We start from the raw sequence: 21710 nt of genomic DNA on the forward strand, positions 1-21710 counted from the left end.
TAATGGGAGAATAAAGGATATGGGATTCGACGGCAGCGCTAACGGCCACGAGGCGGAGGGCTTCTTTAACCAGAGGGGCGGCATCACCTATAACGATTTCATCCTGCTCCCGGGCCATATAGATTTTAACGTGGATGAGGTACAACTTGATAGCAGGCTGACCCGGAACCTCGTGTTGAAGAGACCTATTGTCAGCTCTCCGATGGATACGGTGACGGAGTCTAAGATGGCCATCCAGATGGCGCTCCTGGGCGGTATAGGCATCATCCACTACAACAACACGGTAGAGGAGCAGGCAAAACACGTAAGGAGGGTCAAGAGGTTTGAGAACGGTTTCATTGCCGAGCCGGTCGTGCTTCGTAGTGATAACACTATCGCCGATGTGCGTAGAATTAAGGAGCAGTACGGCTTCTCCGGTATACCAATTACCGAGGACGGCAAGCTGGGTTCAAAGCTGGTTGGTATAGTGACTCAAAGAGACATAAGCTTCGAGACAAACGACACCAAGAGCCTCAGCGATGTGATGACGACAGAGGTTATAACCGCCCCTGTGGGAATAACCCTGCTGGAGGGCAACAATATTCTTAAGGAGAGCAAGAAAGGCAAGCTGCCCATAGTCGACAAAGAAGGACGGCTTGTGTCGCTTATGAGCAGGACGGACTTGTTGAAGAACGAGGACTTTCCCTACGCCTCCAAAAATAAGGATAAGCAACTCCTGGTGGGCGCCGCTATCTCCACAAAGGAGGAGGATAAAGACAGACTGGACGCACTGGCGGACGCCGGGGTGGACGTGATTGTTATTGACGCATCGCAGGGCGACTCCGTTTATCAGATAGACCAGGTAAAGTACGCGAAAAATAAATACTCCCATCTGGAGGTAATTGGCGGCAACGTGGTGATGGCCAGGCAGTGTAAGTCCCTGATAGATGCCGGGGTGGATGCCCTCAGGATAGGTATGGGCAGTGGTTCCATATGTATAACACAGGAGGCGCTGGCCGTAGGCAGGGCTCAGGGTTCTGCCATATATCACTGTGCGAAGTTTGCCAGGGAATACGCAAAGATACCCATGATAGCCGACGGCGGGATATCTAATCTGGGCCATCTTATCAAGGCATTAGCGCTTGGCGCCAGTTCGGTGATGCTGGGGGGGATGCTTGCCGGTACGACGGAGACCCCCGGTGAATATTTCTACGAAGGCGGGGTTAGATTAAAAAAGTATCGCGGGATGGCCTCGTTTGAGGCCATGGACGCGGGTGGGGCAAAGAGATATTTTTCTGATGAGGATAAGGTAAAGGTCGCGCAGGGAGTAACCGGGGCCGTGGTTGACAGGGGTTCTGTTGTTGACCTGGTAGGATATCTGGAACAGAGCATCAAACACTCAATGCAAGACCTGGGGTGCAGAACCCTTGAGGACCTGCACAAGGCCCTCTATAACGAAACACTGCGGTTTGAGATAAGAAGTTCTTCCGCCCAGACGGAGGGTGGTGTGCACGGGCTGTACTCATACAAAGACCCTCATCTGGGTCTCTTCAAGCAGGTAATAGATCGAAGGGAAATATAACATTGGTTCCGCCGAAAAATCCTACTAAATATTTACTGTTGACCGCCGTAGCTGTTGTTTCAATCTTGTTTCTTCCTGTGGGGCGGGGTGTGCCGCCGCATCCTGCCTATGGATATTCTGAGGCCGACCTGAAGAAGGTGAAGGAGACGGACCTGTGTCCCCGGTGTGATCTCAGCGGCGCTGACCTCAGCGGAGAGATACTGACCATCGCCGACCTTCACGATGCAAATCTGAGTGGCGCAAATCTGCATGATGCCTGGCTGGGAGACGTGTGGCTCAGTGGCGCCGACCTTACCGGCGCCGACCTTACCGGCGCCAACATGGAGGCCGCCGACCTCAGCGGAGCCGACCTCAGCGGTGCTGACCTGACGGGCGCTATACTTTCGTCTGCCGACCTTACAGGCGCCGTTCTGACTAAGGCCAGGCTTAATGACACCAACCTGCAGGGGGCCGACCTTGGCGGCGCGGACTTTAGCGGTGCAGACCTGACCAACGCTTACCTGAAGCCACACAACGTAAAGGGCGCGAACTTTACGGGGGCAAAAGGTCTTAGCGCAAAACAGGTAGAGGACCTCACGGCTCGCGGCGCCGTTTTCACTTCGACCGGAGCTGTTTCTGTAGCGCCTGGCGTAAAGGTAGGGCCTGAGTCGGGAAGTTCTTTGGAAGAAAATATAGATACACTGTTAAAGACGATGGCCTGCCCCGGGTGCTACCTTGGTGAAGCCGACCTGCGCGGCGCCGAGCTGAAGGAGGCCAATCTGGAGGATGCCGACCTGAGGGGGGCAAATATGCATGGAGCCAACCTGCACATAGCCGACCTCGAGGGTGCCAACCTGAGCAAGGCAAACCTTAGCAATTGCAACCTGAGTGATGCCAACCTGAACGGGGCGAGCCTGAATGACGCCGACCTTACCGGTGCCAACCTGGGCTATGCCGACCTGGGTGGCGCAACCTTTACCGGTGCCAACCTGAGAGGTGCTGACCTGCAACATGCCAAGCTCCGGGATGCGGATTTTCGGGAAGTCAAGGGTCTTTCCGCCGAGCAGAAGAAGTACGTTGAGGAAAACGGCGCAATAGTGGAATAAGGCGTGTTATTACAGGGTCTGAGACGCGTACGGAAAGAATTAATGTATACTGCCCGGCTTTTTTCTTTTTGTGGCCCTGTGGGAGATTGCCCACCCGGGGGTACACTATGCCGTACATTATAATATAATACTTTACCCATGTGTATCTGTTTGTAAAGCATGACCTTACACCGCAGTCTAACTTTTTTTGTTGACAAACAGAACTAATTCCGTACTATATGTACCTTCGTAAAGTTGACGAGGAAAATCCCTTCATTCCATGATTGGGAGACTGTTTTAGTCTTAAGGGAAAATATTTTTTAAGAAGTTAGGGGAGAGGTACTTAAGAGAAAGGAGAGAGGGTTTATGAAGAAATTCGCAACATTTGCCATCTGCGTTGTTTTCTTGGTGGCATCTGGTTTTAGCAGCCTTGCCACAGCTGACGATGAAGGCCCGGTAGTATCTCTGGACGTCATTGTCATTGCTTTGGGTAACGCTCCTATACAGGACGCTACCGTTACTGTAGGGGACAACGAGGAGGTCACAATGAACAATGGTTGCGCAAGCTTTACCCTTACTCCCGGAAGCTACACAGTGTGTGCAAAAGGTGAGTGGGGCGGAAAAAGCGGCCAGAAGTGTCAGGACGTGGTGTTAAGAGGTGAGAAGCGTTTTGTCGTCCTCGAACTGTTCCAGAAGATAGAGTCAGTTTGGGATTAAGGTGATATAAATAAAGTTGTCAAGAAAGGCCTCAGGGTTAACGCCCTGGGGCCTTTTTTACTAACTTCCCCAGGATTTGCCCGTCGTCAAGCCGGTATAGTGTCCCGAAGGACTTTCTATTATTCAGCCTCGCCGTGTAAGCTATAACACTGCCTTCTTTTATCCACATTAACTGCGGTACGTATTCGTCTCTGAAGATTACGGAAACTTCGGGCGACTCCCCGATGTCAAAACCTAGTTTCACCGTATTCCAGTCGGAGTGTGTCAGGCCTTTATACACGATGACGCCGTTCCACTGGACGTATTTTCCTTCATATTGTTTCCAGAGCTCATTTCTTTCATTCCTGCTCAACGTGCTCTCCGGGCCGAAGAGTTTATTAAGCTCGTCTATGGTGACCTCTACAAATTCTCTGTCGCCGCGTGCGGATTCCGGAAGCGGTATTTCTTTGGGAGACGGTATCTCCCCTTTTGCAAAGGGTACTTCCCGCACGGGGCCGCCTGTATATGTACCACGATTCAGGGTGTCCTGGGCCGGCCCTGGTACGGGATTGGTCCAGGCCAGGAGGTCTTCTTCACCGTAAAGGCGTTCAAACTCCGCGCGGTATGAGTCGATGACGTCCGGGTCGTCTAGGATGACAACGTTTTCGTGGCTATACTTTGGGGCCTTATTTGTCCAGTCGTAAGTGCCGGTTATGAGCAGTTTATCATCAAAGATAGCGAAATTGTTGTTCATCCGGCCGCCGGCCCCACCCTTAAGCGCTTTTATCTTAAACCCTTCCTCTTTTAGAAGGCCGACCCGTGAGGGCCTGGAACGGGTATTTTGATAGTCTACGACCATCCTTATGTTTACACCGCGCGCCCTTGCGTCGGTGAGGGCCTGGATGAGATCGCCTGAGATCAGGTTTGAGACGGCCAGGTCTATGCGGCTGTCGCTGCGGGATATATTGTCTATGAGAAGTTCTTGTATGTCACTGTCGGGGGAGAATACTACGTCCATCTCCCCGTAACAGGTCGCCGAGAGGAGGCATGAAACAAATAGTTTTAGAAGAAGGTGTTTGAGCTTTGACGCATCCATGGCAAGAAGTTGACGTAAAACAAATTAACCTTCACCCTTTGTCTTGCCTTCCCACACCTCCAGGAACCTCCGGCAGATATCTACGGTGGTGATCATTCCGGCAAGTTTACCTTGTTTGACGACGGGTATGGTTCGGAAACCGTGTGTTTTCATAAGTGAAATGGCAACCACGAGGTCGCCGTCTTCATCTATTGTGATGACGTTTTTGCTCATTATGTCAGACACCTTTAATTTTGCCAGTTCCTCCACGTCTTTTATGGTAATGTCCAGTGCGCCATAATCCTTTATGTAATCTACGTTGCCGAGGATTGGAAGGAAGTCCGGACTAAAGGTGTTGAGCATGTCTGTGATTGAAATAATACCTACCACCTTCTTGTCATCATCTACTACCGGAGCGGCCCATATCTTGTTGCTTATGAACTTTGAGGCGGCGTGTTTTACTCCATCCTCAGGCCTCAAAACCACGCTGTCCTTTTCATAGCATCGCTCGACTTTCACTGGAAGCTCCTCATCTGTCTAGTAACCCGGGCGGGAAGAAACTTTAAAGAACTACAAGGAGAATATATCATAGAGAGGGGTTCTTTTCAAAGGATTAATGTTATCAAGCACCCGTTACCTGCGGGTTTTTCCACAGGCAACGAAGGCCTCTGGCAGGGCGTCGAGGACGTCTGTGGCTATTAGTGAATATTCTCCCATGGTCTCCCGTGCCATATCGCCGGCCAGTCCGTGGAGATATGCCCCCAGCACGGCGGCGTCAAAGGCGGAGAATACTCCCTGGGCCCACAGACCCGCGATGAGGCCGGTCAGCACGTCGCCCGTACCCGCGGTTGCCATGCCGGGGTTGCCTGTCGTACATTCATACAGCTTGTCGCTGTGGGTTACGAGGGTCTTGTGTCCCTTAAGTACCAGTGTGACACGGGGATACTTTTTTATGAACCTGGCGGCCACCTCTTCACGCCGGCCGTGGTTGCGGCTCGAACTAGCGGAGTCCAGGGCCATGAGGCGGTCCATCTCACCTGGATGAGGGGTCAGGATTATGTCTGCTTTTATATTGTTTAACGTGTCTGGTTTCTCCGCCAGGGCGTTGAGGCCGTCGGCGTCTACTACCAGATGTCCCTCAAGGTTTTTAAGGAGCCAGAGTACAAGTTTTTTCGTGTCGGGGTTCTGAGAAAGCCCCGGACCCAGGGCAATTACCTGTGCGTTCTTACTCACGCCCGCTATCTCATCCCTTGCCTCGTAGGAAAGTGTTTGTTCCGCGGTCTCCGGCAGTGGTTTTGTTATTACGCAGGTCAATTTTGAGGCGACAATTGGGTTGAGACCCTGCGGTATGCCCAGGGTTACAAGCCCGGCCCCGCTGCGCAGGGCGGCCTTGGCGGCAAGGCAGGCCGCCCCTGTCATCCCCGATGAACCGGCCAGGACGAGTACCCTGCCGTATGTACCCTTATGGGAATCGGCCTTGCGCTCTGGAAGTGGGGGTAAGACCGTGATTCGTTTCATTCAACCATCCTGTCTGTATGCCTGTTTGGCATTTGACAGGCTAGCAAATTATATCACCGGAGTAAACAGGCAATATGACCCCCAAGACGGAGAAAACATTGGAGGAACCGGGCGGCAAGGAGTAAAAAAAAGCGGGTACCGCCGGGCCAAAACCCTGGGGTACCCGCTTTGACTATCTAATCGGAGACAATAGCGTCAGTGGCTTAGTTTATGAAACCGGTTACGCCTGCCACTTGGTTCTGTACCACACCACATCACCCTTGGCGTCGAGCTTGGCCACCCAGAAGGCCTTACCCTGCTCTACACCGTCGGGACTGTAGCTGTATGAACTGCCGGACACTATATAGCCGCCGTCGGCTGTCTCCCGGATGGAGGTTGCCGTGTCATAAAACTCTCCACCAAAGGTCTTGTGCCAGGTGGCGTTGCCTGAGGGGTCCAGCTTGATTATCCAGCTGTCACCCGCGGAGCCGAAGGAAGTAGTACCACCGGCGACTATGTACCCGCCGTCGGCCGTCTGCTGGATGGAGTAGGCAAAATCATCCTCCTCGCCACCGTAGACCGTCTGCCAATCCGTCTCGCCTGTGGAGGAGAGCTTCATCAGCCACATATCGTCGCCTCCAGAACCAAAGGAGTTCGTGGCGCCGGCAACTATATACCCGCCGTCGTCAGTCAGCCAGACGGCGTTTATCGAGTCGTCGGTTTTTCCGCCATAAACCTTTTCCCACTGCTTGTTTCCCTCGGCGTTTAGCCTTACTACCCAGCCGTCCTTCAGCCCGGATTCAAGGGCCAGGGTCTCTCCTACAACTATGTATCCCCCATCAGGGACTTGCCTGGCGACGTTGATATGGTCGTCACCACGTCCACCGAAGGTCCTCTGCCACAGTATACTTCCCGTGGAATCCGTCTTCAACACCCAGCCTTCCGATTTACCTCCACTTGTGGGCCATGAGGAACCGCCCAGGACGTAGCCGCCATCGCCGGTCTGCTGGACGCTGTTGAACAAATCGTCCTGGTTGTCGCCGCCATATTTCTTCTGCCACAGTTCGTCTCCCTGGGCGTCAAGCTTTACAAGCCAGCCGTCGGAAAGCTTGGTGGCGGGTGAATATTCATAGCCGGCCACAATATAACCCCCGTCGTCGGTCTGGGCCACGGCATTGGCTATCTCGGATTTACTTCCCCCGTATGTATCGAACCACTGAATGTCCCCCAGCGCGTCCATCTTCAGTACCCAACTATCCACAAGGTTTGAACCGGTGGGGTCAAGTGCTCCGCCAAGCAGCAAATACCCGCCGTCGTTTGTCTCAATGGCGGCAACGGACCAAACCGCTTCTCCCTGCTTGGGGGTGGCGTACTGCGCGTAAGAGGTATTCGTTACGAATAAAAAGATTGCGGAAAACAGGACACAAAATATAGGATACCACAAGAAAACTTCGGTTTTGCTGTTATTTCTTTTGGCAGGATGTACCTGCACTTGATGAAGCATGTTTTTTTCTCCTCCAGTACTGTCTTCCCTCTACAGCCTCAGAATAAGACCTTAGACGCAGACTTTACTATACTATGTAGGAAGACGCAAACTAAAATTAAAACCTGCCGTAAGGATCTGTGTCAGGGCACGGCTTACCCGCAGACGGTAAGCCTAAAAGGTCATTTGTCCTAATAATTTATTCGCTATGTGACAAAAGTCAATAAGATTTTGCCTGGAACAATTTGCCCTAAAATGTTTCTGCCGTCAGCAGGCGCTTCTATGTCTTGGCACGTGTTTTGTTTATGAGGGAAGCGGTGTAGCCGGCGCCAAAGCCGTTGTCTATGTTTACGACCGATACCCCTTCGGAACAGGTGTTCAGCATGGTAAGCAGCGGCGAGATACCGCCGAAGCTTGCGCCATAGCCCACGCTGGTCGGCACGCCAACCACGGGGCAGTCTACCAGCCCGCTCACCACGCCGGGGAGCGCACCTTCCATACCGGCGACCACTATGATGACGTTTGCCTGCGATAGTTCCTTGCGATGCCCCAGGAGCCTGTGTATGCCCGCGACACCGGCGTCATAAATGGTCTTTACCTTGTTGCCCATGAGCTCCGCCGTGACTCTTGCCTCTTCCGCCACGGGTATATCGAGTGTCCCCGCCGTGACCACCAGTATAAGCCCCTTTGGCGCCTTACGCCGCGTCTTCTTTATGGTGATGGTCCTGGCAGTCTCATTATACTCCGCCTTCGGGAAATTCTTGAGCATTGCCCGGTAGATCTCAGGGTTCGCCCTGGTAGCCAGGATGTCGCCTTCACCTCGTGCAATCTCTTGCGCTATTTTCACCACCTGTTCCGGCGTCTTTCCCTGAGAGAAAATAACCTCCGGAAAGCCCCGGCGAAGCGTCCTGTGGCTGTCAACCTTAGCAAAACCCACGTCCTTATAGGGGAGGTCCTTGAGATGCTCCAGGGCCTGTTCCATAGAGTATTCTCCTTTGCGGACCTTGGTCAGTATTTTTTTGATAAGATTTATATCCATGTTGTCATGCGCGGCGTTTATACGGCCTGAGCGACTGCCTCAACCTCTAAGGTGGAAAAATCCCTCTCCAGGTATTTGTAGTAACCCAGGCAGGCGACCATGGCGGCGTTGTCTGTGCATAGTTTAGGTGAGGGGCAGAAGAGCCTGACGGGGAGATCCTCCAGGGCCAGGGAAAATCTCTTTCGCAGTCTGGAGTTACAGGCCACGCCGCCTCCAAGGATTACTCCGTTCACACGATGCCTTTTCAGGGCAAGGAGGGCCTTATTCACCAGGACGTCCACTACGGCCTCCTGAAAACTGGCGGAGATATCGGCTACCTCTTGCCGGTTCAGTTCGCCCTTACGTCCCTGGAGGCCTTGATAGTGGTACAATACGGCGGTTTTCAGGCCGCTGAAACTGAAGTCCAGAGAGCTGGGTTCCAGGTATGAACGGGGAAATGAGACGGAAGCGGGGTTGCCGCTTATCGAGATTCGGTCAATCTCCGGCCCGCCGGGGTAACCAAGGCCCAGCAGTTTTGCCACCTTGTCAAAGGCCTCTCCCGCCGCGTCGTCAAGTGTAGCGCCCAGGGCCAGGTGATCGGTTTCGCTCCGGCTGAGGTACAGGCTTGTGTGTCCCCCGGAGATTACGAAACCCAGGGCGGGAAACCGGAGTTCTTCCCCGTATTCTAACCTGCTGGCGAGGAGGTGGGCATGGAGGTGATTAACCGCTATCAGAGGCAGCTTGAAGAGCCATGAAAGGGTCTTCGCGGCGGTCAGACCAATGAGCAACGCGCCGATAAGCCCCGGGGTGGTTGCCAGGGCCACCGCGTCTATATCCTTAAGCTGTGTCCGTGCGTCACGGAGCGCATTGTCTATTACCGGCAATATGGCTTCAATGTGCGCACGACATGCAATTTCAGGCACTACGCCACCGAACTTTAGGTGCAGTTGCTCCTGTGAGCTGACGATGTTCGACAAGATGTTGCAACCGTCTTCTACTACTGCGGCAGAGGTTTCGTCGCAAGAGGTTTCTATACCGAGTATTAACATTACTCACAGGGTTGGGTTGTTAAGTAGCTTGGTGAACAGCTGCTGGTCGTTTTTGAGGATGTCCAGGGCTCGCTGGAGCTGGATGTCTGAAGGGACCTCTTCTAAAGGTGAGGCTTCTTCACCGCTGTCTCTTCTGGAAAGGCTTGTGTTCTTCAGTTTGATTATGGATTCATGCAGATCCCTTGTCTCTTCTTTACTGAGTTCTACAACGACGTCCGGTTCTATGCCGATATCATGAATTGAGGCCCCGGAAGGTGTGTAGTATTTAGCGGTTGTGAGTTTTATGGCGCTTCCCTCGTCCTCGACCGGCACAAGGCTTTGGACCGAGCCCTTTCCAAATGTTTTTGTGCCTACGAGTAAACCGCGTTTGCGGTCCCTGATGGCCCCGGCTACGATCTCCGCCGCACTGGCACTGCCGTTATTGATCAGTACAATAACAGGGAAGTTTGGAAAGGTCCCGGATTTTTTTGCAAGGTATACATGGTTTTGGGACGGATCTTTGCCTTTCGTAGAGACGATTACGTCGTCTTCGAGAAACTTGTCTGAGACGTCTACAGCAACGTTTAAGAGGCCGCCGGGATTAAACCGCAGGTCCAGGATGAGTGACTCCATCCCCTCCTGCAGGAGCGCCGTGACGGCATTTTCGAGGTCCTCTGTGGTATTTTCCTGAAAGGTGCTGACCGCAACGTAGCCTATCTTGTCCTCTTCGTCGACTATCCTGCTGCCTATTACGCTTTTTAGCTGAACTACGTCTCGCTCTATGGTGATGTCTGTGGTTTCCGTTTCATCAGGGTGTAGGACGCTGATGGTTACCTTGGTGCCTGGAGCGCCTCTTAGTCTTTTTATGGCCTCTCTGAAGCTGATATTTTCCGCGGGTTCATCTTCAATCCGTAGAATCTTGTCGCCGGGCAATATCCCCGCCTTAAACGCGGGTGAGTCAAGTATAGGTGTGATGACGGTAAGTATGCCGTCCTTCATTATGACCTCAATGCCCATTCCGCCGAATTCTCCCTCCGTTTCTATCCGGAGGTCTTCCATCTCATCGGGGCTTATGAACTGGCTATAGGGGTCCAGTTCTTGCAACATCCCGCGATAAGCGCCTGTGAGAAGGTCGTGAAGCTGCACCTCGTCCACGTATTTTTCCTTGATAAGCCTTACCACCTTTATCAGCTCCACGTAATCCTCGTAATAGTCTGTCTCCTCCTCTGCCGGCAGGGGACGGCTAAGGGTTATTAGCAGGGAAAGGGTTAAGACCAGACAGTATGACGTGCGTAACATAGGCATTGTTATTTCCTGTTGTAGGCCCTGAGGGCGGCCTCGGCTATATCGTCGGCGGTAAGGCGATATTCCTTGAAAAGCGTGCCGGGGTCACCGGACTGGCCAAAGCGGTTGTCTATACCGATCATCTCCAGGGGGACAGGGCATTCCTTTCCGAGCACCATGGCGACCGCGCTGCCCATACCGCCATCGAGGGCGTGCTGTTCGGCAGTTACCACGGCACCGGTTTGTTTTGCCACCCTGGTGATGGCCTCACTGTCTATGGGTTTTATCGTGTGGAGGTCAATGACGGAGGCCTCGACCCCCTTGGCTGAGAGTGTCTCTGCCGCTTTAAGGGCCTCTGCCACCATTATGCCGCAGGCGACGATGGCCACGTCATTTCCCTCACGCAGGGTAATCGCCTTACCGATTGAGAAGCCGTCCTGCTCCTGCGTTATGATGGGCACGGCGGCCCTGCCCAGTCTTATATAGACCGGGCCTTCGTGGTTATATGCGGCAATTACCGCCTTCTTTGCCTCAACGGCGTCGCATGGGACCATGACCGTCATGGCAGCAATAACCCTCATCAGGGCGAAGTCTTCTATACACTGGTGGGAGCATCCATCCGCACCCACGGCGACCCCGCCATGAGTGGCTACTATCTTTACGTTCAGGCCGCTGTGACAGATGGTATTGCGGATCTGTTCCCAGGCACGGCCGCTTGCAAAGATGCTGAAGGTACTGACGAATGGGACCTTCCCGCAGGTGGCCAACCCCGCGGCGGTGTTCATCATATTCGCCTCGGCTATGCCCATGTCGAAGAACCTGCCAGGAAATTCCTTACCGAATTTTGCCGTGGTGGTGGACTTTGCCAGGTCTGCGTCCAGTACGACTATTTCCTCGTGGGATTTTCCTAACTCCAGTAACGCCTGTCCGTAAGCCTCGCGGGTTGAGACCATTTTTGTAATGGGCGTTTTTATGGGCATGTGTGCGTCCTTATGCTAATTCCGCAAGGGCCTTTTCGGCCTGTTCCTGGTTTGGGGCCTTTCCGTGCCAGCCGGCCTCCCCTTCCATAAATGATACGCCTTTACCTTTTACGGTCTTTGCAACGATAACGGTGGGCTTGCCCTTCAGCGTTTCCGCCTTATCGTATGCCTGGAGTATCTTCTCCAGGTCGTGTCCGTCTATCTGTATAACGTTCCAGCCGAACGCCAGCCACTTCTCGTGTATGGGCAGCGGCGACATAATCTCGTTAATGGGACCGTCTATCTGTAAACCATTATTATCTATTATTGCGCAGAGGTTGTCCAGACCGTAGTGGCTGGCGGCCATGGCAGCCTCCCAGACCTGACCCTCTTCTATCTCTCCGTCACCCAGCATAACGTATACGCGATAGTCCTTGTTGTCTATCTTGGCTGCGAGGGCTATGCCCAGTCCGACTGAGAGGCCCTGGCCCAATGAGCCGCTGGATATCTCTATGCCGGGTGTCAGACGTCTGTCGGGATGGCCCTGAAGCCGGCTGCCGAACTGTCTCAATGTGTCGAGTTCACTCACCGGAAAATAGCCTGTCTCGGCCAGTACGGCGTACAGGGCAGGGCAGGAGTGGCCCTTCGAGAGTACAAATCTGTCTCTATCGGGCCAATCAGGATTCTTGGGGTCATGTTTAAGCTTACCGTGGTATAGTGCCACCATGAGGTCCGTGGCTGAGAGAGAGCCTCCAGGGTGGCCGGAACCGGCCTTGGCCAGCGTGCGTATTATATGCCTCCTGACCTGCCGGGCCTTCTCCTCAAGTACTTCGATGCTCGGCCTACTCAATAAAGGGTTGTCTCCTGTTTATCAGTAGCGGTGCGCGCAAGAAGCGGCGACGGGGTTTGTATAATAGAACCCGTAGGCAAGGGCTTCGATTAAAAAGTCTTGTTCCTTTCCTCTCGGGCTGTACCTGTGGGCAGAGACGGAGTCGAACCGTCGACACCGGGATTTTCAGTCCCGTGCTCTACCAGCTGAGCTATCTGCCCTGTATATAAAAGCTTACGTGCGCATTATAAAAGGGGGGTCTTGCGTTGTCAAGGTCTTTTTGCCCAGTCTCCGCACGACCTTTTTTTTGTCCTTGTCCATCTGCGCGCGGAGCGCGTCGGCGCTCTCAAACTTCATCTCGTCCCTCAGCTTAAAGAGGAACTTTAGCTCTAAATCCTTACCGTATAGAGATTGATTGAAATTGATTATATGCACCTCTACCACTTCCTCCCTCCCCTGTGGCTCGAAGGTGGGTCTGGTGCCGATGCTGGTAAGAGACAACATGTCCCCTCCGTCCACGTTTACCATGCTTGCGTATACGCCGGAAGGTGGTTTTATTTCGTTGTCGAGCTCCAGGTTTGCCGTAGGGTAGCCCAGTTCTTTGCCCCTGCCGCTGCCTTCCACTACCGTGCCCATAAGGGTGACGGGCCTGCCGAGCATCTCCTGAGCCCTCTTCAGGTCACCTTGAAGTACGGCTTCCCTGATGCGGGTACTGCTGATTTTTTCGTCCATGTATTTGATTACCGGACACAGGCGTGTCTCAAACCCGTACTTTTTTGAGAGCGCGGAAACGGAGGCGAAATCTCCCTTCCGGTCCTTTCCAAAGGCAAAGCCCCGGCTCATTACCCAGCCTTTGGCACCCAGGTAGTCGTAGACAATCTTCTCGGTGAAATGTTCCGCACTCATTTTACAAACCTTGTCAAACTCCAGGACGACGGCTAAATCCACTCCCATGCGCCGGAAGAGAAGCAGCCTGTGCTTTAATGAGGTGATGAAGCTGGACGTGCGACCGATAAGTACGTTTCTTGGGTGTGTGGTGAAAGTGAGTACGACGGATTCACCCTGCATTTCTTTCGCCCAGTTCACTGTCTTGTTGATTACCGCCTGGTGGCCGCGATGTACCCCGTCAAAGCCGCCGATTGTTATGACCGGCCGGGTGAGCTTCCTGGGCCGTTCCTTTATTCCGTACAGGGTCTCCATTTATCTGGTTAGTTTTGCCTCTTTTTTGAGGCGTTCGTTCCATTGTTCAAAAAAGTCTTGTTGTTTTTGCCCCAGGTATTTTTGAACCAATTTTTTCTTGTTTTCTTCAAACGTCTTTTGGTTTGCGGCTTTTTTCCCCTCGAGCCTTATGACGTAGACGGTTTTTTTTCCTGCCTTTTCGGTGACCGCGTCCAACTCACCCTGTTTGAGCCGGAAAGCGCTTTTTGCCACGTTGGGGGTGTTGGCCTCGAGTGTGTTTATATAGCGGGAGGGCTTGCCGTCTTTTGTCTCCGGTCTCTTGAAGAATTCTGTTTGTCTCTTTACAAAGGCGATCCCTTTGGCCTCGCTCTTCAGGAATTTAATGCCCTCTTCGAAAGAGGCCTGTTTTATCTTCTCCACACACTTCCTGGCCATTTCCTCGGCCTTTTGCAGGGCCTTTTCCTCCTTCAGGTCTTTCACCACCTTCTCGCGGATTTCTTGCAGTGGCGGCGCGGACGGTTCTTTTATGGAGATTACCTGAAATATAAACGCACCGCCCGGCGCCTCAACCGGCGGGCTGGGATCGTATTTCTCTCTCTCAAAGAATTTGGAGTACACGGTCTCCTCCACGCCTGTTATGACGTCCTTGGCCTTTTCTCTGGTAAAGAAGTCGCTTTCTTTATAGTAAACACCCATGTCGCCGCCGATGTCTGCGAAGTTTATGTGGTCGGTCCGTCCGAGACTGTCGTAAATCTTTTCATCGACTTTATTTATTAGCCCGTTAACCAGTTCTTTTGCCTTTTTTCTTTCGATGATTTTGTTTATCTTCTCTTTAACCTCCTCGAAGGGTTTGTATTGTGGAGGTTGCGGCTCTTTGTTTCCTTCGTCCTTTTCGCCCTTGTCAGCCTTTGACGGGCTTTCCTTTTTGTATCTCCTGTCCTTGTTTTCCTCGTAATAGGCCCGCATCTCGTCTTCCGTAACCGTGACCTTTTTCTTTACGTCCCTGTAACGTGCCATCAGATATTCTATTTTTGTCTTTTCCGCTTCTTTGTATCCGGGTACACCTTCCGACGGGTCGGGGTAATTATCTTTATGTTTGTTATAGAAGGAGGTGACTTCTTCGTCTGTTACGCTGACGTTGTCTGCAAGCTCCCGGGCCTTGATGGCCACGAATTCAACCTTTGCCTCTTCGTTTTCTCTCGCGTATCTCTCCCATGCCTCGGCAGTCGGTACCTTAACGTTGCCGGAGAGCAGTACCATCATCTTTTCTGTCAGCAGCGCCTCTTTATAAGTTCTCAGGAGTTGTTCTTCTGTTACCCTGTAGTTCTGGCACAAAAGCCTGACTATCTGTTCCGTGGGTATACCGATGTTGCCTAACATGGTGACGCCCAGGGTGTTGAGTCTGTCTATTACCTCCGCGTTAGAGACCATAACCCCCATCCGCTCAGCCTCTTTGACAAACGTTAACCGTTCCCAGACCAGTTTGGTCAGCGGCAGGCCTTCTTGTTGCAAAAATATTCTGTTCCACCGTATCATCGCGTCGTTGAACTCTTCGGTGGAGATCTTTTCACCCAGTATGGTGCCTATGGGTTTCTTGGGTATCAGGTAGGTCGCGGAATATCCGATTCCCCAAGCCGCCATGGCGAACACCATGACGATGTACATCTTCTTCTTGTGTCGCCTCATCCAGTTTAGTGCCATAGGATACCTTCCAGTGACAAGATACAGTTGAAGTCAGAGAAATTTGTTTGAAGTACAGAAAACCCGATTATATATGATTTTCATGCCCCATCAACTGCTTTTTAGGTGGTGTCGTCAGGCCGTGTAGGGGAAAAAAGCCCTTGACACCGCTCATATACTTCATTATTAGAGTTCTTTTATCGGGCAGTTGTGACTGCCGGGTGACGGGGTGTTACATAGTTAGGAGTTCTTAGATGAATACGTCAAAGCGGATAGTTATCGTTGAATCTCCAACCAAGGCGAAGACTATAAACAAATTTCTTGGTTCAAACTACGTGGTGCGGTCTTCGATGGGTCATGTCAGGGACCTGCCGTACAATAAGCTCGCCGTGGACATAGAGAAGGACTTTGAGCCGGAGTACAAGATTCTGCCGAAGCGCAAGGAAATGGTTAAGTCCCTGAAGAGCGAGGTGGACGCGGCCGCCGAGGTCTATCTCGCGCCCGACCAGGATCGTGAGGGCGAGGCGATAGCCTGGCATCTCTGCAAGGCCCTGGAAATACCTGACGGAAAGGCCCACAGGGTAGTCTTTAACGAGATTACCAAAGAGGCCATTAAGAATGCGTTTGAGCACCCGGTGGGTATAGATATGAATAAGGTCAACGCACAGCAGGCCCGCCGCATCCTCGACCGGCTGGTAGGCTATAAGATAAGTCCGTTGTTGTGGAAGAAGGTCACAAAAAAACTTAGCGCGGGCAGGGTTCAGTCCGTAGCGGTCAGGATACTGGTGGAAAGGGAGAAAGAGGTAAGGGCGTTTAAGCCCGTAGAGTACTGGGACATCATTGCAAAGCTGAAGCCTAAGGGCGGCGGGACCAGAGGCTTTGAGGCAAAACTGTGGCGGCTGGAGGATGCCGATGTAAAGATAGGCAATGAAACCGAGGCCGAGGGACACGTTGAGAGCTTAAAGGGCTCGAAATATATCGTAAGTGCCGTGACGAAGCAGCGCAGGCAGAGTAAGCCCCTGCCGCCCTTCGCCACGAGTCAGCTTCAACAGCAGGCCTCTATTCAGTTGAACTTCAGCACCAAGAAGACAATGGTCGTCGCCCAGCAACTCTACGAAGGCGTTGATATCGCGGAAGGTCCGACGGGGCTTATTACATATATGAGGACCGATTCGTTCAGCGTGTCCAAGGAGGCCATTGCGGCCTGCAGGAAGTTTATACCCGAGAAATTCGGCGAGGAATACCTGCCGCCGAAACCAAATATATATGCCTCCAGGAAGGGTGCTCAGCAGGCCCATGAGGCCGTAAGGCCAGCCAGCGTTGAGATTACCCCCGACTCAATAAAGCAGTATCTTACGAGAGACCAGCACAGACTTTACCAGCTTATCTGGCACAGGTTCGTTGCGAGCCAGATGGTCCCGGCCGAGTACGAGACTATCGACGCGACCATAGACGCCGGCCCTTACAGGTTTAAGGCCAAGGGGAAAGTGGTAGTCTTTCAGGGGCACACGGTCCTTTCAGGGCCTATAAAAGAAGAACTCCTTCCGGAACTGCAGGAAGGAAATGAGTTGAAGTTGCTTGAACTTACGCCGAACCAGCATTTCACTGAGCCTCCACCGAGATATACGGAAGCCGCGTTGGTCAAGGCCCTGGAAAAACAGGGCATCGGCAGGCCCAGCACCTATGCCGCGATTATCTCCACCATACAGGATAGAGGGTATGTCAAGAGGGAGAAGAAAACCCTGCACCCGACCGATCTCGGAATCCTTGTGACGGACAAGCTGGTGAAACATTTCCCCACGATCCTGAACATCGAGTTCACGTCTCACATGGAAGAAGAACTGGATAAAATCGAAGAGGCCAAACTGGACTGGGTAGGAGTGCTTAAGGAGTTCTATACCCCGTTCCAGAAGGAGCTGGAAGCAGCGACGGAAGAGATGGAGAGTGAGAAGGGACGCCCGGAGGAAACCGGTATAGTCTGTAAGCAGTGCGGGGCCGGTATGGTTGTGCGCTGGAGCAGGGCGGGTAAGTTCCTGGGCTGTTCCGCCTTCCCCAAGTGCAAGTTCACCATGGACATCTCCGGAGATAACCAGCCTGTGCCTGCTGAAGCCACCGGGGAGACCTGCGATAAGTGTGGAAGCCCGATGGTTATAAAGTCGGGACGGATGGGCAGATTTCTCGCGTGTTCGGCCTATCCTGAGTGCAAGAATACCAAGTCCCTGCCTACGGGGGTGAAGTGTCCCAAGGAGGGGTGCGGTGGCGACGTCGTGTCAAGGTTTTCGAAGCGGGGCAGAAGGTTTTACGGGTGCAGTAACTATCCCAAGTGCGACTTCACCGCATTCAAACTGCCTGAGCAACCGGCCGCGGTTGGGTCTGATGGTTAAGGCCCGATGCCTGGGATTGGCGGTACCGTTACAGCCGGGTTATTGCGGGATTAATATGACGGTGCGTCTTGAGGCTGTATCAATAGAACAAAAGGAGCGAAGTAGTTACTCATGGCACTTGACCTATCCACTATTACGGCACCGATAAGTGGTACTCGGTTTTCTAAGCTCTGGGCGGCACAGGAGAGAGTTCTTGACATCTATACCTCGGAAGCCCATGAGCTTTCTGACATTGCTATCGAACTTCCAACGGGCGCGGGTAAAACTCTCATTGCGCTTTTAATTCTAGAGTACTGGCGGAAGCAAGGTAAGAAAGTGGCAATACTCACGGGGAATAAAACTCTCGCACGTCAGATTGAAGACGAAGCGGATGACCTGCGCGTTTCAGTTGTTCGCTTCGAGGGCAGTGGGGACTTGCTCCTACCCAAGGACTTACGTGCATATGACCGCTCCAACTCCATAGGTATAATGAATTATTGGGTTTATATCAACCAGAGACCGAGTGTAGCGCCCGCTGATATTCTCGTTCTTGATGACGCACAGCTTGCAGAGGGAGCTCTTCTCTCTTTGTTTTCGGTTAGGATAGGGCACGGAGAACATTCTTCCTTATTCACTGAAGCCATGCGTCTGATTGAGCAGTACACGGACAGTCCCGTAGCGGATGACTTCGTGAAGAATGTAGAACAGGGACCGTGGGGTCCAACAGACCTTGTTCCATTCCCCAATTTCATAGAGATGCACGAGGAACTTGAGGCTCTCGTGGAAGAACAACTTGCCTCTGCAGGAAACGATTCCGAGTGGAAGAACCTAAAATATAGCTGGGGTCGGCTGCGACCAAACCTCCAACAAGCACTTCTATTTCTGAGTAGTGAGGAAATTGTTTTGCGCCCATACATCTTTCCGAGTCTAGAATTATCTCACCTTAAATCTCCTATCCAACGAATTTACATGAGTGCCACACTGCACGATCCTAATGACCTTCAGCGCCGCCTCGGAACGCCACCGATAAAGAAACTGGACATTCCATCTTCCCTATGCAGAGAGGAAGACGGTCGCCGTCTCTTCATCTTCAACCAGACCTCATCCCTCTCTTCTCGCAATGAACCGACAGAGGAAGTTCTAGTTCCATTGCGAGGACTCCTCAGTACCCAGAAGAAGAGCGTCTGGCTGTGCTCATCTAGATATGAGGCAAAACGCTGGCGCTCTTGGCTTAATGAGCAGTTAGGTGAACATGGCAACTTGCCACCCACTTGGGAGCTCACCTCCACAGGAAGTGAATTAGAGAACTTCTGCTCCGTTGCAGAAGGCCATCTGTTTGTTGCTGGTCGCTTCGAGGGAATGGATTTCCCGAACGATACCTGTCGTCTGGCAGTTTTCCCTTCTTTACCACGGGCGACGGGTGCTTTAGAACGGTTCGTAACGGAACAGCTAAAAGATGCTACCTTCCAGAAGACCCGGATGCTAGAACGGATAAAGCAAGGAATAGGTCGTTGCACTCGTGGAAATGAGGATTTTGCTGTCTATTATTTTCTTGATGCTCGTTTTTATGCAGAGATGGAGTCTAAAGCCTTCAGTGCACTCCAGAGCGAGAGAACTTGTAAGCAGATTGAACTGGGTCTCGAATTGACGCAAGATGGTTTAGGTGCGGTCGTTCCGTTCGCCAGAACATTTCTTAAAGGGAACTTCAAGGAGTTTGACAAACGCGAATCAGAAGTCTCGCCACCTTCAGTAGAGCCAACGCAGATTCTAGCTACAATGGCAACTGTATCCGAAGAGGTAGAGGGATGGAGGGCTCTTTTTGGAACCCATGATTTCGAGAATGCATCAAGATACTTCGAGGGCGTGAGTAGTAAGCTAGAGGATGCCGAGCGTGAGCATAGAGGCTTTTGGAAGTATATGGAGGCGTTTGCGGAATACCTCCGCTACAAGTTAGATGATCAGCCAGCAGCTTTGGATGTGTGCTTGAGCTACTTAGAGAGGGCAATTAAGGAGGGTGGCTCTTCGTCTTGGTTCAATCGGCTCAGGAAGACCAAGAACAAATTGAGCAGTACTCCGGAGGACTCTTTACCGATTACCAACTATGATGAATTGTTCGACCGTTGGGATGAGTTAGCTGAAAAGTACCCCCTCCGTAAGGGGCGATTTCTGAAATGGCTAGCAGTGCAAAAGGCGTATTTGGAAGGCACACACAAACAAGTGTGTGCTACTCTGGAGACTCTTGGTTACACGCTTGGTTACAATGCAACTCGGCCAGAGGGTGATGGGGCACCGGATGGCCTTTGGGTTACGAGGGATCATGCTATCACGATTGAAGCAAAGATTGATGTCAAGAGAGATAGTGTCAGCCTTTCCGACGTAAATCAGGCAGATGGGCATCGACGTGGAGTCATGAAAGAACAATCGCTAAATGACGCGGAGATAGCTTCGGTTATAGTGACCTCCATGAAAAAAAGCGATAGAATAGCCTCGACTGCACTGGGCGATATTCGTATACTTCCGCTTGAATTGGTTAGCGAAATCCAGACACGACTTGAGCAGGTAATGCGAGGCTACTGGAGGGGCTGGTTACGTGATAACGCTGCGGTTCGCACCAAATTGCGTCGAGCAGCATTTTCCTCACTTCCTCCTAATGGATGGTTTTTGCGGGTGTTGAAGAATGCTCGAGCGGAGTTTGTGGAGGAAGAAGAACTCTTCAAAGAATGGCCGTCGTGAAGTCATTGGAAAGTGGTCTATAGCATACATCTCTTAAAGCAACCGGCCGCGGTTGGGTCTGATTAGATTTGACGCGGGATTTTTTGGCTCTGCTCTCTACCGGGGTGTCGGCGTTGCTCCCCCTGTAAGCTTACGCGGTTAATCCATTGGCCCGGCCTGCGGCTTACCATACGGGGGTATGGACAAAAACTTCCTGTCGTTCAAATCTTCCGGCTGCTCCTCTATCCTTACGGGGAGCATAATCTTGTTCTTATCCCCCATTATAGCCACGTTTATGATGTCTTCTACGTGGGTGCGCCGGATGAGACCGGGAAAAACGAACATACTCCGCTGAGGATGACACAAATAAGCGTGGTTGGGATTATCGTTCTATATGTCATGGACCCTGTTTTTCACAGAGGTTATCCCGCGAACATGGGCGAGGTGAGAGTCGAACTCACACGGGCTCATCGCCCAAGGGATTTTAAGTCCCTCGTGTCTGCCATTCCACCACTCGCCCGAAAATTATGGAGGCGGCTCCGGGATTCGAACCCGGGAATAGCGGTTTTGCAGACCGCCGCCTTCCCACTTGGCTAAGCCGCCACTTCTATAAAATATCTTTGCGCGATTGCAAGAAGGTGGATTATATGCGCAACGCCAACAAAGGTCAAGAAGTTGAGCCGTGCCGGCAGGCTCAAAGCCTAAGTGCCGTTAGGTGCAGTTGTTGCGGCGCCTGGGTTTATGCGGGGCCTTTGTTGCCGGAACGGGATTATGTGGTATAATTCTCTTAGAGCCTGTAACCGTTCCAGAAGTAAGGAAGGGAGACGGAGAAAAGGCACGTAAGTCTTTGAATTTATGGTGTCTGCGGTACTGGGGCCCGCCGGGCAGGTTTGGGGCTCTTTAATGTGTACTAAGGAGGTGAGGTGGGGAAAATGTGTAGAACGCTTGTATTTTTTACGGCAGTGTCTTTTTTGATGGTCTTTGGCATTGCAGCCGCTGACAGCGCTACAGCGGGTGAAGCCAAGGTTGTGGCCACCATACAGACGGGGCCGGAGTGGACACCCCCCGAGAGAGGTGAGCCGTTGACCATCCCTGAGGTGCACTACAGGGTAAAGCACTCCCCTTACCGGAGTGAGCTGGTGCGCACAGGACAGTTTTTGTTTAACGACGCCAGCTGGGGTCTCCAGGGCGAGTACTCGTGCGCTGCCTGCCATTATGAGCGGGGTCAGTCCACGGGTCTTATCTGGGACCTTGGTGACGAGGGCTGGGGCTCCTGGAAGAA

The 21710-nt window shown here is 52.4% G+C and carries 18 protein-coding genes and 3 tRNA genes; 6 read left to right on the top strand and 15 right to left on the bottom strand.

All coding sequences use genetic code 11. The annotated features are described in order from the left end of the window. Positions 1-19: 19 nt before the first annotated feature. From guaB to NOU37_01270, 3 genes are all read left to right on the top strand, one after another. Complete coding sequence (gene guaB / locus NOU37_01260; GenBank protein MCQ4573867.1) at positions 20-1561, top strand: IMP dehydrogenase; 1542 nt, start codon at positions 20-22, stop codon at positions 1559-1561. 89 nt (positions 1562-1650) lie between these two features. After that, on the top strand, positions 1651-2646 hold the full coding sequence (locus NOU37_01265; protein ID MCQ4573868.1) for a pentapeptide repeat-containing protein: 996 nt from the start codon (positions 1651-1653) through the stop codon (positions 2644-2646). A gap of 345 nt (positions 2647-2991) precedes the next feature. After that, positions 2992-3342, top strand: a complete 351-nt coding sequence (locus NOU37_01270) for a hypothetical protein (protein MCQ4573869.1) — start codon at positions 2992-2994, stop codon at positions 3340-3342. 37 nt (positions 3343-3379) lie between these two features. Here the strand turns inward: NOU37_01270 and NOU37_01275 are convergent, their stop codons facing one another. From NOU37_01275 to NOU37_01330, 12 genes are all read right to left on the bottom strand, one after another. Then, positions 3380-4339 carry a phospholipase D-like domain-containing protein gene (locus NOU37_01275; protein ID MCQ4573870.1) on the bottom strand — a complete coding sequence of 320 codons (960 nt, stop codon included), beginning with the start codon at positions 4337-4339 and terminating at the stop codon, positions 3380-3382. A gap of 102 nt (positions 4340-4441) precedes the next feature. Continuing rightward, positions 4442-4915: a CBS domain-containing protein gene (locus tag NOU37_01280; GenBank protein ID MCQ4573871.1), complete on the bottom strand. Its 474-nt coding sequence runs from the start codon at positions 4913-4915 to the stop codon at positions 4442-4444. A gap of 114 nt (positions 4916-5029) precedes the next feature. Further along, positions 5030-5914, bottom strand: a complete 885-nt coding sequence (locus tag NOU37_01285; protein ID MCQ4573872.1) for an NAD(P)H-hydrate dehydratase — start codon at positions 5912-5914, stop codon at positions 5030-5032. Positions 5915-6134: 220 nt separating this feature from the next. Beyond that, positions 6135-7397, bottom strand: coding sequence for a hypothetical protein (locus NOU37_01290; protein ID MCQ4573873.1), 1263 nt, complete (start codon positions 7395-7397; stop codon positions 6135-6137). Positions 7398-7656: 259 nt separating this feature from the next. After that, the gene (gene larB / locus NOU37_01295) at positions 7657-8415 is read right to left on the bottom strand and encodes a nickel pincer cofactor biosynthesis protein LarB (protein MCQ4573874.1); all 759 of its coding nucleotides are present in this window, start codon (positions 8413-8415) and stop codon (positions 7657-7659) included. A gap of 17 nt (positions 8416-8432) precedes the next feature. Beyond that, complete coding sequence (gene tsaD, locus NOU37_01300; GenBank protein ID MCQ4573875.1) at positions 8433-9443, bottom strand: tRNA (adenosine(37)-N6)-threonylcarbamoyltransferase complex transferase subunit TsaD; 1011 nt, start codon at positions 9441-9443, stop codon at positions 8433-8435. A gap of 3 nt (positions 9444-9446) precedes the next feature. Next, a complete protein-coding gene (locus NOU37_01305; GenBank protein MCQ4573876.1) occupies positions 9447-10727 on the bottom strand; it encodes a S41 family peptidase in 1281 nt (426 codons plus the stop codon). Between the two features lie 2 nt (positions 10728-10729). Then, entirely contained in the window at positions 10730-11686 is a 957-nt protein-coding gene (locus tag NOU37_01310) for a transketolase family protein (GenBank protein ID MCQ4573877.1), read from the bottom strand. A gap of 10 nt (positions 11687-11696) precedes the next feature. Next, complete coding sequence (locus NOU37_01315) at positions 11697-12515, bottom strand: transketolase (GenBank protein MCQ4573878.1); 819 nt, start codon at positions 12513-12515, stop codon at positions 11697-11699. 127 nt (positions 12516-12642) lie between these two features. Further along, a tRNA-Phe gene (locus tag NOU37_01320) sits at positions 12643-12715 on the bottom strand. A 13-nt stretch (positions 12716-12728) separates the two neighbouring features. Next, positions 12729-13694, bottom strand: a complete 966-nt coding sequence (gene ribF / locus NOU37_01325) for a riboflavin biosynthesis protein RibF (GenBank protein MCQ4573879.1) — start codon at positions 13692-13694, stop codon at positions 12729-12731. Further along, positions 13695-15374, bottom strand: a complete 1680-nt coding sequence (locus NOU37_01330) for a peptidyl-prolyl cis-trans isomerase (GenBank protein ID MCQ4573880.1) — start codon at positions 15372-15374, stop codon at positions 13695-13697. It lies immediately after the preceding gene. A 233-nt stretch (positions 15375-15607) separates the two neighbouring features. Here NOU37_01330 and topA point away from each other — a divergent pair, with 233 nt between their 5' ends. Together topA and NOU37_01340 are read left to right on the top strand one after the other, a co-directional pair. After that, the gene (topA, locus tag NOU37_01335) at positions 15608-17737 is read left to right on the top strand and encodes a type I DNA topoisomerase (GenBank protein ID MCQ4573881.1); all 2130 of its coding nucleotides are present in this window, start codon (positions 15608-15610) and stop codon (positions 17735-17737) included. Between the two features lie 111 nt (positions 17738-17848). Further along, positions 17849-20449, top strand: coding sequence for a DEAD/DEAH box helicase family protein (locus NOU37_01340; GenBank protein ID MCQ4573882.1), 2601 nt, complete (start codon positions 17849-17851; stop codon positions 20447-20449). A 138-nt stretch (positions 20450-20587) separates the two neighbouring features. Here NOU37_01340 and NOU37_01345 read toward each other — a convergent pair whose 3' ends face one another. The 3 genes from NOU37_01345 to NOU37_01355 all read right to left on the bottom strand — a co-directional run bounded on the left by NOU37_01345 (position 20588) and on the right by NOU37_01355 (position 21031). Beyond that, the gene (locus NOU37_01345) at positions 20588-20773 is read right to left on the bottom strand and encodes a hypothetical protein (protein MCQ4573883.1); all 186 of its coding nucleotides are present in this window, start codon (positions 20771-20773) and stop codon (positions 20588-20590) included. A gap of 91 nt (positions 20774-20864) precedes the next feature. Then, a tRNA-Leu gene (locus NOU37_01350) sits at positions 20865-20948 on the bottom strand. An 8-nt stretch (positions 20949-20956) separates the two neighbouring features. Next, a tRNA-Cys gene (locus NOU37_01355) sits at positions 20957-21031 on the bottom strand. A gap of 329 nt (positions 21032-21360) precedes the next feature. On the opposite strand from NOU37_01355, the gene NOU37_01360 reads away from it, so the two are divergent. Continuing rightward, the coding region (locus NOU37_01360; protein MCQ4573884.1) for a heme transporter CcmC at positions 21361-21710 on the top strand (350 nt) is incomplete at its 3' end.

The organism is Candidatus Bathyanammoxibius amoris (assembly GCA_024451685.1).
In the GTDB taxonomy this organism is placed as follows: Bacteria; Planctomycetota; Brocadiia; order Brocadiales; family Bathyanammoxibiaceae; genus Bathyanammoxibius; species Bathyanammoxibius amoris.

Excerpts from the sequence above, each read along its gene's own strand:
- guaB (MCQ4573867.1), top strand. The coding sequence starts at position 20 with ATGGGATTCGACGGCAGCGCTAACGGCCACGAGGCGGAGGGCTTCTTT.
- ribF (MCQ4573879.1), bottom strand. The coding sequence starts at position 13,694 with ATGGAGACCCTGTACGGAATAAAGGAACGGCCCAGGAAGCTCACCCGG.
- NOU37_01275 (MCQ4573870.1), bottom strand. The coding sequence starts at position 4,339 with ATGGACGTAGTATTCTCCCCCGACAGTGACATACAAGAACTTCTCATA.
- NOU37_01345 (MCQ4573883.1), bottom strand. The coding sequence starts at position 20,773 with ATGTTCGTTTTTCCCGGTCTCATCCGGCGCACCCACGTAGAAGACATC.
- NOU37_01330 (MCQ4573880.1), bottom strand. The coding sequence starts at position 15,374 with ATGGCACTAAACTGGATGAGGCGACACAAGAAGAAGATGTACATCGTC.
- larB (MCQ4573874.1), bottom strand. The coding sequence starts at position 8,415 with ATGGATATAAATCTTATCAAAAAAATACTGACCAAGGTCCGCAAAGGA.
- NOU37_01285 (MCQ4573872.1), bottom strand. The coding sequence starts at position 5,914 with ATGAAACGAATCACGGTCTTACCCCCACTTCCAGAGCGCAAGGCCGAT.
- NOU37_01290 (MCQ4573873.1), bottom strand. The coding sequence starts at position 7,397 with ATGCTTCATCAAGTGCAGGTACATCCTGCCAAAAGAAATAACAGCAAA.
- NOU37_01340 (MCQ4573882.1), top strand. The coding sequence starts at position 17,849 with ATGGCACTTGACCTATCCACTATTACGGCACCGATAAGTGGTACTCGG.
- NOU37_01305 (MCQ4573876.1), bottom strand. The coding sequence starts at position 10,727 with ATGCCTATGTTACGCACGTCATACTGTCTGGTCTTAACCCTTTCCCTG.
- tsaD (MCQ4573875.1), bottom strand. The coding sequence starts at position 9,443 with ATGTTAATACTCGGTATAGAAACCTCTTGCGACGAAACCTCTGCCGCA.
- topA (MCQ4573881.1), top strand. The coding sequence starts at position 15,608 with ATGAATACGTCAAAGCGGATAGTTATCGTTGAATCTCCAACCAAGGCG.
- NOU37_01270 (MCQ4573869.1), top strand. The coding sequence starts at position 2,992 with ATGAAGAAATTCGCAACATTTGCCATCTGCGTTGTTTTCTTGGTGGCA.
- NOU37_01310 (MCQ4573877.1), bottom strand. The coding sequence starts at position 11,686 with ATGCCCATAAAAACGCCCATTACAAAAATGGTCTCAACCCGCGAGGCT.